The 16,020-nt window shown below is 64.0% G+C and carries 13 protein-coding genes; 7 read left to right on the top strand and 6 right to left on the bottom strand.

What is annotated here, in order from left to right:
• The first annotated feature begins 82 nt into the window (after nt 1–82).
• From ACO054_RS08115 to ACO054_RS08095, 5 genes are all read left to right on the top strand, one after another.
• Nucleotides 83–337, top strand: a complete 255-nt coding sequence (locus ACO054_RS08115) for a DUF6898 family protein (RefSeq protein WP_421709927.1) — start codon at nt 83–85, stop codon at nt 335–337.
• 126 nt (nt 338–463) lie between these two features.
• Nucleotides 464–1,228: an ABC transporter ATP-binding protein gene (locus ACO054_RS08110; protein ID WP_421709926.1), complete on the top strand. Its 765-nt coding sequence runs from the start codon at nt 464–466 to the stop codon at nt 1,226–1,228.
• 5 nt (nt 1,229–1,233) lie between these two features.
• Nucleotides 1,234–1,935: an ABC transporter ATP-binding protein gene (locus ACO054_RS08105; RefSeq protein WP_421709925.1), complete on the top strand. Its 702-nt coding sequence runs from the start codon at nt 1,234–1,236 to the stop codon at nt 1,933–1,935.
• A gap of 9 nt (nt 1,936–1,944) precedes the next feature.
• Nucleotides 1,945–2,820, top strand: a complete 876-nt coding sequence (locus ACO054_RS08100; RefSeq protein ID WP_421709924.1) for a branched-chain amino acid ABC transporter permease — start codon at nt 1,945–1,947, stop codon at nt 2,818–2,820.
• Between the two features lie 23 nt (nt 2,821–2,843).
• Nucleotides 2,844–3,806: a branched-chain amino acid ABC transporter permease gene (locus ACO054_RS08095; RefSeq protein WP_421709923.1), complete on the top strand. Its 963-nt coding sequence runs from the start codon at nt 2,844–2,846 to the stop codon at nt 3,804–3,806.
• Here ACO054_RS08095 and ACO054_RS08090 read toward each other — a convergent pair.
• The gene (locus ACO054_RS08090) at nt 3,803–4,234 is read right to left on the bottom strand and encodes a TerB family tellurite resistance protein (protein ID WP_421709922.1); all 432 of its coding nucleotides are present in this window, start codon (nt 4,232–4,234) and stop codon (nt 3,803–3,805) included. The two genes, ACO054_RS08095 and ACO054_RS08090, sit on opposite strands and share 4 nt — an antisense overlap.
• A 7-nt stretch (nt 4,235–4,241) precedes the next feature.
• Nucleotides 4,242–5,645 (bottom strand): methylenetetrahydrofolate--tRNA-(uracil(54)-C(5))-methyltransferase (FADH(2)-oxidizing) TrmFO, encoded by a 1,404-nt coding sequence (gene trmFO, locus ACO054_RS08085; RefSeq protein ID WP_421709921.1) that lies wholly within the window; start codon nt 5,643–5,645, stop codon nt 4,242–4,244.
• A gap of 422 nt (nt 5,646–6,067) precedes the next feature.
• Between trmFO and ACO054_RS08080 the strand changes: the two genes are divergently transcribed.
• Nucleotides 6,068–7,099 carry a lipid A deacylase LpxR family protein gene (locus tag ACO054_RS08080; protein ID WP_421709920.1) on the top strand — a complete coding sequence of 344 codons (1,032 nt, stop codon included), beginning with the start codon at nt 6,068–6,070 and terminating at the stop codon, nt 7,097–7,099.
• Between the two features lie 59 nt (nt 7,100–7,158).
• On the opposite strand, the gene ACO054_RS08075 is transcribed toward ACO054_RS08080, so the two are convergent.
• Nucleotides 7,159–8,343 (bottom strand): adenylate/guanylate cyclase domain-containing protein, encoded by a 1,185-nt coding sequence (locus tag ACO054_RS08075; RefSeq protein WP_421709919.1) that lies wholly within the window; start codon nt 8,341–8,343, stop codon nt 7,159–7,161.
• Nucleotides 8,344–8,431: 88 nt separating this feature from the next.
• A complete protein-coding gene (uvrA, locus tag ACO054_RS08070) occupies nt 8,432–11,335 on the bottom strand; it encodes an excinuclease ABC subunit UvrA (RefSeq protein ID WP_421709918.1) in 2,904 nt (967 codons plus the stop codon).
• A gap of 291 nt (nt 11,336–11,626) precedes the next feature.
• On the opposite strand from uvrA, the gene ssb reads away from it, so the two are divergent.
• The gene (ssb, locus tag ACO054_RS08065) at nt 11,627–12,148 is read left to right on the top strand and encodes a single-stranded DNA-binding protein (RefSeq protein ID WP_421709917.1); all 522 of its coding nucleotides are present in this window, start codon (nt 11,627–11,629) and stop codon (nt 12,146–12,148) included.
• A 128-nt stretch (nt 12,149–12,276) separates the two neighbouring features.
• Here the strand turns inward: ssb and ACO054_RS08060 are convergent, their stop codons facing one another.
• Both ACO054_RS08060 and ACO054_RS08055 read right to left on the bottom strand, forming a co-directional pair.
• A complete protein-coding gene (locus tag ACO054_RS08060; RefSeq protein ID WP_421709916.1) occupies nt 12,277–13,590 on the bottom strand; it encodes a PepSY-associated TM helix domain-containing protein in 1,314 nt (437 codons plus the stop codon).
• Between the two features lie 30 nt (nt 13,591–13,620).
• Complete coding sequence (locus tag ACO054_RS08055) at nt 13,621–15,840, bottom strand: TonB-dependent receptor domain-containing protein (protein WP_421709915.1); 2,220 nt, start codon at nt 15,838–15,840, stop codon at nt 13,621–13,623.
• Nucleotides 15,841–16,020: the final 180 nt, after the last annotated feature.

The following is a 16,020-nucleotide window of genomic DNA, read 5'->3' as shown; positions in this document are numbered from 1 at the left end:
CCGGGTGGGAGCCCCAAGAGCCGGTGGCAGGCGACTTTATGCTTAACCTTTCCTTGACCTTCGCCGGTAAGAGTCTGGCGGCATGGTGAAGTCTCGCGATGTCATCATCGAGTTCTTGCCGAGCGGCGCTTACGTCAAGGTATCGGCGATCGACGTCGCCACCGGGACGGAAGTCTCTATCGTCGGCGATCCTCATGCCGGCGAGGCGGCACTGGAGGATCTCGCCGTGCGCAAGCTCGACTACGTGATGGGGCGAAGTCGGTTGGGGCAGGGCGGTGATGCCCGAGATCGAACGTCGAATAAGACCCCGCCGCGCAAAAAGGGGCTCTATGTCTGAGCCAGCCGTCTGACTGCGCGATCCCGGTTGGAATGGTTCTGGACAGGACAGGTCCGCTCGTCTAGCACATGCGATCTTTTGTTACGCTACGGTTGAACGGCGTCGCATGGCCTGTCTGGAAGTCCGGTGATCAAAGTCGAAAATCTCGTCAAGCGTTTCGGCGGCTTGACGGCTGTCGACGACTGCACGCTCGCGGTTCCCGCCGGCTCGATCACCGCCGTGATCGGTCCGAACGGCGCGGGCAAGACGACGCTGTTCTCCATCATCGCAGGATTTCTGACTCCCAACTCCGGCCGGGTTCTGATGGATGGGCAGGATATCACCGGCTTGAGTCCGCCAGCCCTATTTCACAAGGGTTTGGTGCGAACATTTCAGATTCCGCATGAGCTGTCCCGCATGACGGTTCTGGAGAACCTGATGCTCGTTCCCGCAGACCAGACGGGGGAGCGGGTCTGGGCGGCCTGGCTGCAGCCGGGACGGGTCCGCCGCGAAGAGCGGAAGATCCGTGAGCGCGCCGAGGAGGTTCTGCAGTTCCTGAACCTCTACGAGCTTCGTAACGAGCTGGCGGGGCGGCTGTCGGGCGGCCAGAAGAAGCTCTTGGAGCTGGGGCGCACGATGATGACCCAGCCGCGCGTCGTGCTGCTGGACGAGCCGGCGGCGGGCGTCAATCGCACGCTGCTCGGCAAGCTTACCGAGGCGATCCAGCGCCTGAACGAAGACCACGGCTATACCTTCGTCGTGATCGAGCACGACATGGAGATGATTGCCGAACTCTGCAGTCCCGTGATCGTGATGGCCCAGGGTCGGGTGCTCGCCGAAGGCAGCATGGCGGAGATCCGAAGCAACCGCGAAGTCCTGGAAGCCTACCTCGGCGTGGCGGAGGAGGCCTGAGCGCCATGTTGGAAGCCAGAGGGATGACCGGCGGCTACGGCGGCGCCGATATCTTGCAGGGTGTCGAGTTGACCGTGGCGCCCGGCGAGATCGTCGTGATCATCGGCCCCAATGGCGCCGGCAAGTCGACGGCCATGAAGGCGGTCTTCGGTCTCGTCCATCTGCGCGAGGGCTCGGTGCGTTTCGACGGCCAGGACATCACCAACCTCGCGCCGAACAAGATCGTCCTGAAGGGAATCGGCTTCGTCCCACAAACGGAGAACGTCTTTCCGAGCTTGACGGTGTCCGAGAACCTGGACATGGGCGCCTTCGTCCGGCGCGACGATTTCGAGGCCCAACGCGAGAAGGTCTACGATCTCTTTCCGATCCTGAGAGACCGCCGACGGCAACCGGCCGGGCAGCTTTCCGGTGGTCAGCGGCAGATGGTGGCAATGGGGCGCGCGCTGATGCTTGAACCCAAGTTGCTACTGCTCGACGAACCGACCGCGGGTCTGGCCCCCGCCGTCGTCAACGACATGTTCGCCGCCATCCGGGATGTGAATCGCGAGCTTGGCGTGTCGATCCTGATGGTCGAGCAGAATGCCAAGCAGGCCCTCGGGATGGCCCATCGCGGCTACGTCTTGGCGGCGGGTCGCAATCGCTACGAAGACAGTGCCGCGAGCCTCCTGGCAAACCGCGAAGTCGCCGAGATGTTCCTGGGGGGCTGACGACGAGCGATGGCGGAACTGCTGCAACTTATTCTCTTCGGTCTGGTGCTTGGCAGCATCCTGACCCTGGGCGCCATCGGCCTGTCGCTGACCTACGGCATTCTGAAGTTCGCGCACTTCGCGCACGGCGATTTCCTGACGCTCGGCGCCTACTTCGCCCTCAGCCTGATTGCGACGGCGCAACTGCCGATCCTGGTCTCGATTCCCATCGCGGCTCTTGCCACCTTGCTGGTCGCCTTGATCGCGGATCGTCTGATCTATCGGCGCCTCAGGCGCACGCAGCCGGTCATCCTGCTGATCGCCAGCGTCGGCGTCGCGCTGATCCTTCGCTCCGCGGTACAGATCATCTGGGGCCCGAACGTCCAGGTCTATGTCCAGGGCATTCAGCTTCCCTACGTGATTCCCTTCGGGGACGGCGCCATCCGTATCAAGCCGGATCATCTCGTCATCATGGGCGGTGCCTTGGTGCTGGTGACGTCGCTGCATTTCTTTCTGCAGTACACGCGGGTCGGCAAGGCGATGCGCGCCATGTCCGACAATCCGGACCTAGCGCGGGTCACCGGCATCGATACCGAGAAGGTCGTTCTCTGGACCTGGGGGATCGGTATCGCCCTGGCCGCCGTCGGCGGCATATTCGCCGGGCTCGACGCGCAACTTCATCCCAATCTCGGCTGGCAACTGCTGCTGCCGATCTTCGCGGCGGCCATTCTCGGTGGGATCGGCAAACCCTACGGCGCCATCGCCGGGGGAATGACGATCGGACTGGCTCAGGAACTCTCGACCCTGGTGATCCCGCCCGAATACAAGCCGGCCGTCTCCTTTGGGATCATGGTCTTGGTGTTGATCGTCAGGCCGCGCGGCATCTTTGCCGGCAGCAGCACTTAGGCGCGGAGAGGAACGAAGACGCTATGGACCCTCTGCTGAACTACGCGATCTTCTTCGTCACCATCGCCGGCATCTACGCCGTCTGGACGCTGGCGCTGAACGTGCAGTGGGGCCTGACGGGGCTGTTCAACATCGGCATCGTCGGTTTCGTTGCCGTCGGCGGCTATACCTCCGTTCTGCTCACCATCGAGCCCTCGGCGACCTTTGGCGGAGGCCTCGGGCTGCCGCTGGCGGTCGGCTTCATCGGGGCGATGCTGGTCTCTGCCGTGCTTGCGCTCCTGATCGGTTTGATCACCCTGAACCTGCGGGCCGACTATCTGGCCATCGCCACCATCGGCATCGCCGAAATCGTGCGCCTGTTTCTGAAGAACGAGGAGTGGCTGACCAACGGCGTGCGCGGGATCGGCGGTGTCCCGCGACCCTTCGCCGACCTGGGTCCGGAAGGCATGGCACTGGCCAACATGGTGCTGGTGCTGCTGTCCGTGCTGGTGATCTTCCTGCTGGTCGAGCGGGCGCGGCGGGCTCCCTGGGGGCGGGTGCTGCGGGCCATTCGCGAGAACGAACTGACCGTTTTGGCATCGGGCAAGACCGTGAAGTCCTTCCGTCTCCAGTCCTTCGTGCTCGGCTCCGCCCTCATGGGACTCGGCGGTGCGCTCTATGCGCATTTCGTCGGCTTCATCAGCCCCGAAGCCTTCGTGCCGCTGCAGACGACCTTTCTGGTCTGGGTCATGCTGATCGCCGGTGGGTCGGGCAACACCAAGGGCGCGGTCCTGGGCGCCTTCATCATCTGGGGCATCTGGTCCGGCAGCCAGATCGTTACCGGTTGGCTGCCGCCGGAGCTGGCGACCCAGGCCGGCGCGCTGCGCATGGGGTTGATCGGTCTGCTGCTGGTTCTGGTTCTGCTGTTTCGCCACGAGGGGCTGCTCAGCGAAGAAGATCAGCGCCGCGCGGATATCGCCCGCCAAGCCCGGCGGAACGGTGGCTAGCTGAGGAGGTGAGGGGGCAGGTTGAGCCGCTTCGCCAACTCTTCGACCGCGCGCTTTTCACTTTCCAAATAGGCACCATCGGCCTCGCAGACGGCGCGGCTGATGCGGAGCAGCAGATGACCGCACTGCGGATCCTCGGCGAACTTCTCCACGGCCGTGAAGACCTGGGTGCGGCCCGCGTCCCGGTCGCCTTCCAGGGCGGCGACATAGTCGTTGAACAGGTCGACGGCGGTATGGACGTCGTAGAGCTTGAGCAGCTCCAGGCTGCCTAGCAGCTCGTCGACCCGCATCCGCTCCGAAAAGGATACTTCGCCATCGGCCGTCGCCACCAGGGCCGAGGCCGCCATCGCCGCTTCCAGGAAGGGACGGTTGCGCAGGCGCTCCGCTTGCGTTTGGAAAAGTTCGCGCAGATCGGTCAGAAACGCCATGCTCGGCCTACTCCGCCGCCTGCCGGTTGCCCGGAGTCCGGTTTTCGGGCTCGGATCCGCCAAGCCAGCCGTCCAGGTCGGCCAGCGCTCGTCGCGCCATCGCCGGCTTGCGTTCGCGCTTCTTGATCTTCTTTCCGTCCGGGCCGGCGCCCAGCGGCGGGAAGAGCCCGAAATTGACGTTCATTGGCTGGAAGGTCTCCGCGTCCGCGCCGCCGGTAATGTGGCCGAGCAAGGCGCCGAGCGCCGTCGTACCGGGCGGTGCAGTTTGCGTCTCCCCCAGCCGCTCGGCCGCCGCGAAGCGTCCGGCCAGGATGCCGACGGCGGCCGACTCGACGTAGCCTTCGACTCCCGTGATCTGACCGGCGAAGCGCAGGCGCGGCTGCGCCTTCAGCCGCAGCTCGCCATCCAGCAGACGCGGTGCGTTGATGAAGGTGTTGCGGTGCAGGCCGCCTAGCCGTGCGAAGCCGGCCGCCTCCAGGCCGGGGATCATGCGGAAGATCTCGCTCTGCGCGCCGTACTTCAGCTTGGTCTGAAAGCCGACGAGGTTGTAGAGCGTGCCGAGGGCGTTGTCTTGGCGCAGCTGCAGGACCGCGTAAGGCTGACGTCCGGTTCGGGGATCGGTCAGGCCGACCGGTTTCATGGGGCCGTAGCGCAGCGTGTCGATGCCGCGCGCTGCCATGACCTCGATCGGCAGACAGCCCTCGAAGTAGGGCGTGTCTTTTTCCCAGTCCTTGAAATCGGTGGTTTCGCCGGCCAGCAGCGCGGCTACGAAGGCTTCGTATTCTTCCTTCGTAAATGGGCAGTTCACGTAGTCTTTGCCCGAACCGCCGGGGCCTGGCTTGTCGTAGCGGGACTGCATCCAAGCCTTGGAGAAGTCGATGGACTCCCGATAGACGATGGGGGCGATGGCGTCGAAGAAGGCCAGCTGCGCCTCGCCGGTCAAACGTCCGATCGCTTCGGCCAGGGACGGCGAGGTGAGGGGGCCGGTCGCCAGAATCACGGAGTCCCACTCGGCCGGCGGCAGGCCTTCGACCTCTCCGCGCTCGATGGTAATCAGCGGTTCGGCCTCCAGTGCCGCCGTCACGGCAGCGGAGAAGCTGTCACGGTCCACTGCCAGCGCGCCGCCGGCTGGCAGCTTGTGCGCATCGCCGCTGCGCATGATCAGGGAGTTACAGCGCCGCATTTCCTCATGCAGCAGGCCGACAGCGTTGTTGAGCGCATCGTCGGATCTGAAGGAGTTCGAGCAGACCAACTCGGCCAAACCATCGGTCTGGTGTGCGTCGGTCCCGCGCTCTGGCCGCATCTCGTGCAGCACCACGGCGACGCCGCGTTTCGCGATTTGCCAGGCGGCTTCGGAGCCTGCGAGACCGCCGCCGACGACGTGAATGACTGTTTGTTGTGTGGCCGTCATGTCTCGACAGATAGCCGAGGCCCCCTGCCGGTGCAACCAAAGGACTAGAGCAGGATCGCCTTAGGTGGGATCGCTGTGGCGATCCCACCTAAGGCGTGAATCCGACTCTTATCACAAGGTTAGAGGGCGATTCACGTCTCAGGCGGAAGCCAAACGCTTCCACCTGAGACGATCGCGCTCTAGCAGGCGCGTTACACCTTTCGAGTTGCAACCTCGTAGACTCGTAGGAAAATCGCGAATATCACGATCTCGTCCGCAGACTGCTCCCCAAACGGTGCCTTGCTCAGGTCAGGCTACGGACAAGAGAGCGACATTGTTTGAGGTAGGCTGTTTTGCGGTTCGTGCCTGAGGCAGTGTCCGGCGTCCGAGTTTCTGGCTCTGGACTGTAGGCGCTCTTTGGATTTCGGAAGGTCGGTCCCTTGATGCGATTTCTGGTTTTGCTTGCAGTTGGCAGTGTCGCGCTCTTGCCGGCATCCCCTGTAAAGGCCGATGACCGTCCGGAATGCGACGTCATCGTCAGCCTGCAGATCGAAAACGATAAGATCGCCGGCACCGACCGCAACTACACGCACGGAACGCGACTCTCGCTGCTGTCGCCCGAGGTCAACGGCGGTTGCGGGGGCGAGGACTGGCGGCGCCCTCATCAAACGTTGCAGAGCTGGGCTTCGTCGGTCCCCTTTCCCGATCCCTATCCGAACCGGCGCTGGAAGCTGGCCTTGGGGCAGAGCCTCTTCACGCCCGAAGACACCGGGGCGGAGGATCCGATCGACGACGATCGCCCCTATGCCGCCTGGCTGTACCTTGGCTTCGGCGTAGTGGCCTACGACGAGGCCTACAGGAACTACGAGGCCGTAAATCTGGATCTCGGGGTGGTCGGTCCCCTGGCGCAGGGCGAGTTCGTTCAGAACACCTTCCACAATATTATCGGCGTCCCCGAAGCCGACGGCTGGGACAATCAGCTCGAGAACGAGCCCGGCTTCGTCCTCTCCTACGAACGCAAGTGGCGGTTTCGGACGCCTGGAGAGTTCCTGGGTATGCAGGCCGACGTGCTGCCGCACGCGGGCGCTTCGCTGGGCAACGTCATGACTCATGCCGGTGTGGGGGCCACTTTCCGGATCGGCGGGGGGTTGCCCGACCGGGACTTCGGGCCGCCCCGGATCCGTCCCTCGGTCCCAGGGTCTGACTTTTTCACCCGCGAGAAGCGGCTTGGCTGGTACCTCTTCGGCGGCGGTGAGGCACGGGCGGTTGTGCGTAACATCTTCCTGGACGGCAACACTTTCCGGGACAGCCAGTCGGTGAAGAAGAACAACCTGGTTTTCGATCTCCAGGGCGGAGCGGCCGTCTCCTACGACCGGGCGCGATTGGTCTTCACCACGGTGCTGCGCTCGCCCGAACAGGAGGACGACGAGGACTACGACCTCTTTGGCGCGGTGACTCTCGGGGTGCGCTTCTAGAGCAGGATCGCCCGAGGTGAGGGCGCCAGAGCGATCCCACCTAAGGCGTGACTCGCGCCCTAATCCTCGAACTGCGGAACGAAGGCCTCGCGCGGCTCGCTGATCCCCTTTAGCTCAGTCTTGCCGAGCGAGCGCGCCTTGCCGCCCCAGGCTTGTAGGAACTCTTCGGAGAGCACGAGCGTCGGAGCCTCGCCTTTGGTCAAAGGCTCCAGGCGGGTCGCGAGGTTGACGGCCGGCCCGATCACGGTGAAATCGAGCCGGTCGCGTGCGCCGACATTGCCGTACATCACGTCGCCCAGATGCAGGGCGATGCCGCAGCGGATATCGCCGTGATCCTCAAGAGCCCGAAGAGCCTGCCGAGCCGCCGCCATGGCGGTTTGCGCGATCCTGCGGTCGCCCGCGCCGTGCTCGGCGATGGGAAAGATAGCGAGCACACCGTCGCCTATGAACTTCAGGATCTCGCCGCCGTGCCCCGTGACCGCCGTGCAGATGGCGTCAAAATAGCGGTTGAGAACGTCCAGAACTTCGTCGAGAGGGTGTGTCTCCGAGAGCCCTGTGAAGTTCCGGAGGTCGGAGTACCAGACGACCGCATGTATCACGGCACCGTCGCCGCGTCGGATCGACCCCTCCAGCACGTTCTCGCCGGCAATCGGGCCGATGTAGGTCTCAAGCAGGAGCTGTGCCGTCCGCTGGGTTTCCTGCAGTTCCAACGCCAGGCTGAAGGTCGGCAGGATTTCGTCCAGTGCTTCGATTTCGGCTTCCGTGAAACCGCCGGCCCGTTGCGTCGTGAAGCTGACGGCCATGGTCTGGCCGCGTGAAAAGAGAACCGGTCGAATGGTGTAGTCCGTGAAGCCCTGGGCCTTGAGATCGTGGAGGATCGGAAAGTCGAAGTCGCCCTCGTCGATGTCGAGCCGCCGCCGCAGGGCCGGGCCGCCGTCGTAGATTGGCTTGATCGGGCTGCGCAGGTACATCTCGGTGTTCTGGACGCCATGTTCCCGGTCGACCTGAACCGTTCCGCCCGTCTCCGAGGTCCAGACGAGGGTTCGGCCGGAAAATAGCGGGTGAAGCTGGAGTATGTGCAGGCTGGAGCGGTCGATTGGGATCCCGGCCTCGCGCAGCCGCTGACAGGTGCCGGCCAGCAGAAAGCTGGCACGCCGCACCTCCTGCATGGCCTGTCTTGTCAGCCATTCGAACGTTTCCCGCAGATCCGGGCGCGGGCCCATCTTCGTCAGTTCGTCGAGCACTGCGTTTCTTCTTTCCGGGCGAGCCTGGGACTCCGGCCCGCCGTTGGTCACGCCGCCGCTCGCGGAGCTGCGGAACGGACGGCTTTCCTTAGGCCCGCTTGCGGCGGTTTGTGCGCAGCGGCTTCGGCAGGTAGGGGGCAAGGAAAGCGCCGGTGTAGCTTCCTTCGCTGCGGGCCACCTCCTCCGGCGTACCCTGCGCCACGATCCGGCCGCCGCCATCGCCGCCCTCTGGACCGAGATCGATAATCCAGTCGGCCACCTTGATGACCTCGAGGTTGTGTTCGATCACCACGACGGTGTTCCCCGCGTCCACCAGCGCCTGGAGAACCTCCAGCAGCCGCCGCACGTCCTCGAAGTGCAGACCCGTCGTCGGCTCGTCCAGGATGTAGATGGTCTTGCCGGTGGAGCGTTTCGATAACTCCTTCGCGAGTTTCACGCGTTGCGCCTCGCCGCCGGACAGCGTGGTCGCCGGCTGACCCAGCTTGACGTAGTCGAGGCCGACCCGCTGCAGCGTCTCCATCTTGTTGCGGATCACCGGCACCGCCTTGAAGAAATCGAGCGCCTCCTCGACCGTCATCTCAAGAACGTCCGCGATCGATTTGCCTCTGAAAGTAACTTCCAGCGTTTCCCGATTGTAGCGCTTGCCCTTGCAGACGTCGCAGGTGACGTAGACGTCGGGCAGGAAGTGCATCTCGATCTTGATAACGCCATCGCCCTGGCAAGCCTCGCAGCGCCCGCCCTTCACGTTGAAGGAAAAGCGTCCCGGCGCGTAGCCGCGAGCATTGGCCTCCGGCAGGCCGGCGAACCAGTCCCGGATCGGGGTGAAGGCGCCGGTGTAGGTCGCCGGGTTGGAGCGGGGCGTGCGGCCGATGGGCGACTGGTCGATATCGATGATCTTGTCGAGAAACTCCAAGCCCTCGACGGCCTCATGCGGCGCCGGCACCTCGCGCGCGCCGTTCAGCTTGCGCGCCAGGGCTTTGTAGAGCGTCTCGATCGTCAAGGTCGACTTGCCGGAACCGGACACACCGGTGACGCAGGTCAGCGTTCCCAGCGGAATCTCCGCGTCGACCTGCTTCAGGTTATGGCCGCTGGCACCGATCACCTTGATCTTCTGCCCCTTGTGTCCCTTCCGACGTTCGGTCGGGACAGCGATTTGGCGAAGACCTGTCAGATATTGACCGGTCAGGCTCTCCGGAGATTGCTCGATTTTCGCCGGCACGCCCTCGGCGACCACCTGCCCTCCGTGTTGGCCGGCACCGGGCCCCATATCGACCACCCAGTCGGCGGTCCGGATGGCGTCTTCGTCGTGCTCGACCACGACGACGGTGTTGCCGAGGTCGCGCAGGCGCCGCAGCGTCTCCAGCAAGCGGGCGTTGTCGCGCTGATGCAGCCCGATGGAGGGTTCGTCCAGGACATAGAGAACGCCCGTCAGGCCGGAGCCGATCTGCGAGGCGAGGCGGATACGCTGGCTTTCACCGCCGGACAGGGTGGCGGACGCACGGCCCAGCGTCAGGTAAGTGAGCCCGACATCGTTCAGGAAACCCAGCCGCTCGTTGATCTCTTTCAGGATCCGCCGGGCGATCTCCTGCTGCTGCGGGCGCAGCCGTGCCTCCAGGCCTGCGAACCACTTGGCCGCCTCGGCTACGGACATGGCCGAGACCTCGCCGATGTGCAGACCGTCGACCTTGACCGCCAGGGCTTCCGGTTTCAGGCGGTGTCCGTCGCAGGCGTCGCAGGGCTTGGCCGCCTGATACTTGCCGATCTCGTCACGTACCCAATCGCTGTCCGTCTCGCGCCAGCGCCGCTCCAGGTTCGGGATAACGCCCTCGAAGGCCTTGTCGGTCTGATAGCTGCGCAGGCCGTCGTCGTACGCCATGGCGACCGCCTTGCCGTCGGTGCCATAGAGGATCGCCGTGCGTGCCGCCTCGGGAAGCTCCTCCCAGGGATCGTTCGAGGACACGCCATAGTGCTTCGCTAGGCTTTCCAGCGTCTGCGCGTAGTAGGGCGAGGAGGAGTTGGCCCAGGGCGCGATGGCGCCATTGCGCAAACTGCGGTTCGCCTCCGGTACCACCAACTCCGGATCGACGTAGGTCGTTTGCCCCAGACCGTCGCAAGCGGGGCAGGCGCCGAAGGGATTGTTGAAGGAAAACAGCCGTGGTTCGATCTCGTCGATGGTGAAGCCGGAGACCGGGCAGGCGAAACGGGCGGAGAAGGTCGCGCGGGCGCCGCCGTCTGCCTCCTCCGTGAAGGCCAGGCCGTCCGCCAGCGCCAGCGCCGTTTCGAAGGAATCGGCCAGCCGGCTTTCCAGCCCCTCCCGCACCACGACGCGGTCGACCACCACCTCGATGTCATGTTTGCGCTTCTTGTCCAGCTTCGGCGAGTCGTCGATTTCGTACAGGCGGCCGTCGATTTTGACCCGCTGAAAACCCCGCTTCTGCAGCTCGGCCAGCTCCTTGCGGTACTCGCCCTTGCGGCCGCGCACGACCGGCGCCAACAGATAGAGCCGGGTGCCCTCGGGCATCTCCATGACCTTGTCGACCATCTGACTGATGGTCTGACTTTCGATCGGCAGGCCCGTGGCCGGCGAATAGGGAATACCGACTCTGGCGTAGAGCAGACGCAGGTAGTCGTAAATCTCCGTCACCGTGCCGACGGTCGAGCGCGGGTTCTTGGAGGTAGTCTTCTGTTCGATGGAGATCGCCGGCGACAGCCCCTCGATGGAGTCCACGTCGGGCTTCTGCATCAACTCCAGGAACTGACGGGCGTAGGCCGACAGACTCTCGACGTAGCGCCGTTGGCCCTCCGCATAGATCGTGTCGAAGGCGAGGGACGACTTGCCGGAGCCCGACAGCCCCGTCAGCACCACCAGGCTGTTACGCGGCAGCACGACGTCGACGTTCTTCAGATTGTGCTCGCGCGCGCCGCGCACTTCGATCACGGGCGCATCCACGGTGGATGCCTTAGCGGCACCCCTGGCTTTTCGCTGGGCCATGGCCTCTCGTCTGCTCGCGGTTTCAGCAAGGCGTGTCGGGAGTTCGGACCGGCGCGTCGCGGCAGCCCGCCGACGCCAATATGGATGCCGACAGGGTGTTTGGCGACTCCTAGGTGCCGCCTTTTCCACAAGGCAGTGTTGCTTGCTTGTTTCCCTTCGACAAGCGTTTGGCTACACCGGATGGCAATTCACCTTTTCGGTCGGAGCGAAGCCGCTTCCATCGAAAACCATCGCGCTCTAGGCTCGCGCGTCAATCGCACGTCGCGCGAGTTCAGGAAGGGGTTTCGGTTTATGTCCGGTAGCGTCAACAAGGTCATTCTGGTCGGCAACCTGGGGCGGGATCCCGAGGTCCGCTCCCTGCAGAACGGCGGCAAGGTCGCCAATCTCTCGCTAGCCACCAGCGAAAACTGGCGCGACCGCCAGACCGGGGAACGGCGCGAGAAGACGGAATGGCATCGAGTCGTCGTTTTCGACGAACGGCTGATCGACGTCATCGAACGCTACGTGAAGAAGGGCGCCAAGCTCTACATGGAAGGTCAGCTCCAGACCAGGAAATGGACCGACCAAAGCGGTCAAGAGCGCTACTCCACCGAGGTGGTGCTGCAGCGCTATCGCGGCGAGATGACCATGCTCGACGGGCGCGGCGGTGGCGGCGGTGACGACTTCGCCGGAGGTGGCGGCGGCTACGAGCGCGACTCGGGCGGCGGCTACCAGGGGGGCGGTTCCCAAGGCGGCGGCTCCCGGGGAGGGGGCGGTTTTGGCGGCGGCGGTGCGCCCGGACCCGGCGATCTGGACGACGATATTCCCTTCTGAGGCCTGTCGCGGCGTTTCCTACCGCCGCGAGGACGAGAGCAGCGCGTATCGCAGAGCGACCAGAAGAGGCAGGCTCAGCGCGATCCAGGAAAGCAGGTCGCCCGCGCCGTCCGACAGAAGCGCAGCCGTCAAACCCACCGCGCAGGCGATGCCGAGGGCGAGCGGAGCCCTCCAGATCTGCCCTGGCGTAAGCGATCGCTTCGCCCTGCGCGCCGGTGTGACGGCCCCCGGATCCCCTCCCGCAAGCGGCGGCCATTCTGGACGGTTCCCCGTTGCTCCTCTTCGAGTACCGCGAACCAGGAATCGAACGAGACGCTGTGCCGTTTGAGCCACAGATAGAGACCGCTGCCGAGAATCAGGATGGCTGCCACGGTCAAGAGAGCCCAGAGAATCTTGAGCGGTAAGCCGCCGTAGTCTCCGAAGTGCAAGGGTTGCGAAATCAGAAGCGCGGTGACGTACCAAGGCAATTGGCGCCGATCGACGACCCTGGAGGTGCGGGCGTCGATCAGAAGCGGCGTGAGCAGTTTGGAGCTCCAGGCGCTTCGTCCCTGCATGAAGGCGACGAAGTGCCCGGAACTCGAGAAGTCGGTACCGGGAAAGGCCAGAAAGCTAAGCTCCAATTCGGGAGCCGCCGCTTGCGCGGCGACGACCGCCTTACCCACGCGCAGTGCAATTGGCCGCACGACCGGAGCATCGGGTATGTCAGCGATCATCTCGGCAAGTTGGGTCTCTTGCCAGTGGCCGAAGATCGGCACCGCGAGCGTATTGATCACGCCGGTCAGACCGACGACGAAAAGCCAAACCAGCGTCGCGATCCCAAAGAGGTTATGCAGGTCCAGCCAGCGAACGCGTCTGCTTCTAGTCGTTCTGACGGTCCCGAAGCGGAGCTTGCTCATATAGGGGCCGTAGAGAAAAAGGCCCGAGAGCAGCGACAGCAGAAAGACAAACCCCATGGAGCCCTGGAACAGCGTCCCCGGCAGTCCAAGAAACAGGTCGTAGTGCAGTCGGAACACCACGTTCATCACACCTTGATTGAGCGGATACTCGTTAAGCAGCCGGCCGGTTCGCGCGTCGTAGGTAAAGAAGGCCGAAGCCTCCGGCGCGTCGATGCGCTCGCCCAGGCGGACGAACCAGAGGTTCGGTTCTTCGGGGTCTCGAATGAGGAACTGGACCGCCTCTCCGGGACGTCGTCGTGCTGCATCGGCGACGATGCGGCCTGGATCGGCGACCTGCGGCATCCGGGGGGGCAACGCTCCGGACAGGCTGTCATCCGGATGGGAAGCGAGATCGGGCGCGTGGACGCTGTGGCCGAGTGCGTGATCGATTTCGTGGTGGAAGATCAGCGGCAGCCCTGTCACGCAGAGCATCAGCAGAAAGACCATGCAGACGAGGCTCGTCCACTTGTGGACGAGATACCACGCCTTGAGGGACCTGCGCGTCACGGCTGCCGCTTGCGTTCTGCCACCGAACGCTTACCAGGCGATGGAGTAGGTTAGGGAGACCGTGGTTCCGGGTGCCGTCGAGAAGGCGAAAGGCTGCGCCGCTGCTTGGTTGAGGACGGGAAAGTAGTCTTCGTTCAGCAGGTTCTCGACACCGACATCCACGACGCCGAAACCGGTATCGAAACTGCTGAAGAGGTCGAACACCACGTAGGGGTCGACGTCGCCGCTGCCGAACTGGGTGCTGTCCGGGTTGCGGTGGCCGGAGTAGAGGCCCTGCAGGCGTGCCGTCCACCAGTCGAAGGGACTGTAGTCGACGTAGCCGGTAATCTTGAGCGGCGGGACCCTGGTGCTCGGCAGGTCCTCGTCGAAGTCGCCGTCGTCGTCCAGATCGATTCGCCCCTCAAGCCAGCTCACCGTGCCGCCCAGACGCACTTGATCGAACGGATCGACGTTGGCGGCCAGCTCGACGCCGTAGATCCGTTCCGGCTGCTTCGCGATCAGAAGATTGGAGGAGAAGGTGGTGCCGCTGTCCGACTCGCTCAGGAAGCCGGTTATCGAAGCATCCCAGTGGGTGCCGCGCCCGCGAAAGCCAAGCTCGTAGCTGTCGACGACCTGCACTTCGGACTCGAGTTGGGAGACGTCGGTTGCCGTGGTGTCGGTAATGATTCGACCGATGTCGGCGAGCGAAAAGCCTTGAGAGAAGCCGCCGAAGGCCTCGAAGTTGTCCGTCAGAAAGAGCGTCGCACTCGCGTTGAACAGCGTCTCGTCGAAATCGAGGGTTCCGCCCCGAACGAAGACGTTTCGGAAGTTCAAGACATCGTCGACGTCGACCTTGATCGCCTCATGACGCACCCCGGCCCTCACCAGAGCCCAGTCGCCCAGGGGCACGCCAAGCTGTACGAAGCCGGCGATTGCGTCCTGCGACATGTCGGGTGAGGTGGAGCGGCCGCCGAACTGGGGGGACTCTGTGTCGTCGTGCAGATAGTCGACGCCCCAGACCACGTTGAAAGGCAGGGGCTCGAACTTGACGGGCGTGTCCACCGTCAGGCGTGCCCCAATCTTCTCAGAGTTGATTTCATTCTGTGGGAAGCCTGGAAAGAGCGCGAACCTGGTCTTCAGATCGCCATAGTAGGTCTGAAGCTTGAGATCGCTGCCGAAGATGTCGCGGTTGTTGTATTCCAGATTGACGAGCGTGTTGCGCGTACCCGGTTCTTTCTCGTTGGGATTGCCGCGCACGGCCCGGCTTTTGATCCGTCTTTCCGGATCGCCCGCTGTCGAAGCTGCGAAGTCAGTATCCTGAAAGATGTCGAAGTGATTGAAGCTCACTTGGACGCGTTGGTTCGAGTCGTCGAACTCGTACCCAAGCTTGGCCAGCACATTCAGTTGGTCGGTGTCGGCCAACCCGCCCTGGACACTGAAGGCATTGGCGGAAATACGGTCGCCGTCGGCGTCGAAGAAACTGTTCCGCTGCACGAAGGTGCCGTTCAGCAGGTAGTCGAACCCCTCGATACGTCCCGAGACCTGGTGGTTGGTGTGCCACTCCACGGAGTCGTCGGGGTGAGTCGCTGAGAACTTAACCCCAGCCTCCGACTCGGCGTTGATGGTGCCCTCTTCCGGCCGGCGGGTGATGATGTTGACCAAGCCGCCGCTGGCGCCGAAGCCATAGACTGCCGAGCCGCCGCGTACCACCTCGATACGCTCGATCGCATCGGCATCGATGGAGTTGAGCGACCGCCGGCCGTCGCGTAGAGGCGTCGACTGCGGTGCACCGTCGATCAGGGTCAGGAAGGTCCGGCCACGCAAGGTTTGCCCGAAGTCCGTCAAGGCTTCCGTGCTGGGGCTGAAACCGGGCACGCTCTTGGAGAGGATTTCGCCGACGCTGCGGTCGATCCGCTTCTGCTGGTCGATCTCCTCCCTGGTCACGACGGTGACAGAGCGAGTGAGCTCCGAGATCGGCGTTGCCGTCCGGGTGGCGGAGACGACAACCGGCTCCAACTGTACGTTTGCATCCCCGCCGGACTGCGTCTCAGCCACCAGTTCGAGCGTGACTGTATTGCCGTCCAGAAAACGGTAGGTGATGCCGCTGCCCGCGAGCAGAAGATCAAGCGCCGCCTCGGGCGTGTGCCGGCCTGACAGGCCCTCGGTCCTGCGCCCGGCGACCTGATCGGAGCTATAGAAGATTTCCAGGTTTGCCTGATCCGCGAGGGCCGTAAGTCCGAAGTCGAGGGCCTGAGCTGGAATGTCGAACACCAAAATCTCTTCGCTTGCCCCTGAAGCCTGACTGAAAGCCTGCGTAAGCTGTGGTTGCCCATGCGGCCCAGCGGAGACCGACGGGGAGTTGGCTTCAGCAGTGAACGCGAGGAGGGTAAGTCCCAGCCCCTTTGCGACCGCAGTCGTACGTAGCGATGCGAATGAAACTCCAGGCGCTGT

The organism is Algihabitans sp. (assembly GCF_965226985.1).
GTDB lineage: Bacteria > Pseudomonadota > Alphaproteobacteria > Kiloniellales > DSM-21159 > Algihabitans.
Note: the sequence above shows the minus strand (reverse complement) of the source record. Positions and strands in the feature narration are given on the sequence as shown.

What these genes read in the sequence shown, in the direction of transcription:
- ACO054_RS08115 (WP_421709927.1), top strand. Translation starts at nt 83, where the DNA reads ATGGTGAAGTCTCGCGATGTCATCATCGAGTTCTTGCCGAGCGGCGCT.
- ACO054_RS08105 (WP_421709925.1), top strand. Translation starts at nt 1,234, where the DNA reads ATGTTGGAAGCCAGAGGGATGACCGGCGGCTACGGCGGCGCCGATATC.
- ACO054_RS08100 (WP_421709924.1), top strand. Translation starts at nt 1,945, where the DNA reads ATGGCGGAACTGCTGCAACTTATTCTCTTCGGTCTGGTGCTTGGCAGC.
- ACO054_RS08095 (WP_421709923.1), top strand. Translation starts at nt 2,844, where the DNA reads ATGGACCCTCTGCTGAACTACGCGATCTTCTTCGTCACCATCGCCGGC.
- ACO054_RS08090 (WP_421709922.1), bottom strand. Translation starts at nt 4,234, where the DNA reads ATGGCGTTTCTGACCGATCTGCGCGAACTTTTCCAAACGCAAGCGGAG.
- trmFO (WP_421709921.1), bottom strand. Translation starts at nt 5,645, where the DNA reads ATGACGGCCACACAACAAACAGTCATTCACGTCGTCGGCGGCGGTCTC.
- ACO054_RS08080 (WP_421709920.1), top strand. Translation starts at nt 6,068, where the DNA reads ATGCGATTTCTGGTTTTGCTTGCAGTTGGCAGTGTCGCGCTCTTGCCG.
- uvrA (WP_421709918.1), bottom strand. Translation starts at nt 11,335, where the DNA reads ATGGCCCAGCGAAAAGCCAGGGGTGCCGCTAAGGCATCCACCGTGGAT.
- ssb (WP_421709917.1), top strand. Translation starts at nt 11,627, where the DNA reads ATGTCCGGTAGCGTCAACAAGGTCATTCTGGTCGGCAACCTGGGGCGG.